At 61.9% G+C, this 425-nt stretch carries 1 protein-coding gene; it reads left to right on the top strand.

What is annotated here, in order from left to right; genetic code table 11:
• Positions 1-425: enoyl-CoA hydratase/isomerase family protein (locus tag HMPREF2791_RS12270; RefSeq protein WP_246825469.1), on the top strand; the 425-nt coding region annotated here is incomplete at both ends.

Below are 425 nucleotides of genomic sequence, written 5' to 3'. Positions count from 1 at the left end.
GGCCCTGAATTCTCTGAACCCGGAGATGGCGCGCGCCATCGACGAAACGCTGAAGCGCTGGCGTGACGACGACACCGTCGCCCAAGTTGTCATCCAGTCCTCGGCCAAGCACTTTTGCTCTGGTGGCGACGTCCGTGCCGCACGTGAAGGTGTCCTCGAGGGACGTCTGGAAGAGGTCGATGCGTTTTTTGCCGACGAGTACGCCATGAACTTAGACATTGCGAACTACCCCAAGCCGTACATCGCGCTGTGCAGCGGCGTGATCATGGGTGGCGGCATGGGGGTGTCGGCGCACGGTTCGCACATGGTGGTCACCGAGGATGCGTTTGCGTCCATGCCGGAGATGAACATTGGCTACGTCACGGACGTGGGCATGTCGTGGTTGCTGCAGAACCTGCCGAAGCACCCCTCGCAAGCGCTCGGCG

Source organism: Corynebacterium sp. HMSC034A01 (assembly GCF_001838175.1).
In the GTDB taxonomy this organism is placed as follows: domain Bacteria; phylum Actinomycetota; class Actinomycetes; order Mycobacteriales; family Mycobacteriaceae; genus Corynebacterium.
Note: the sequence above shows the minus strand (reverse complement) of the source record. Positions and strands in the feature narration are given on the sequence as shown.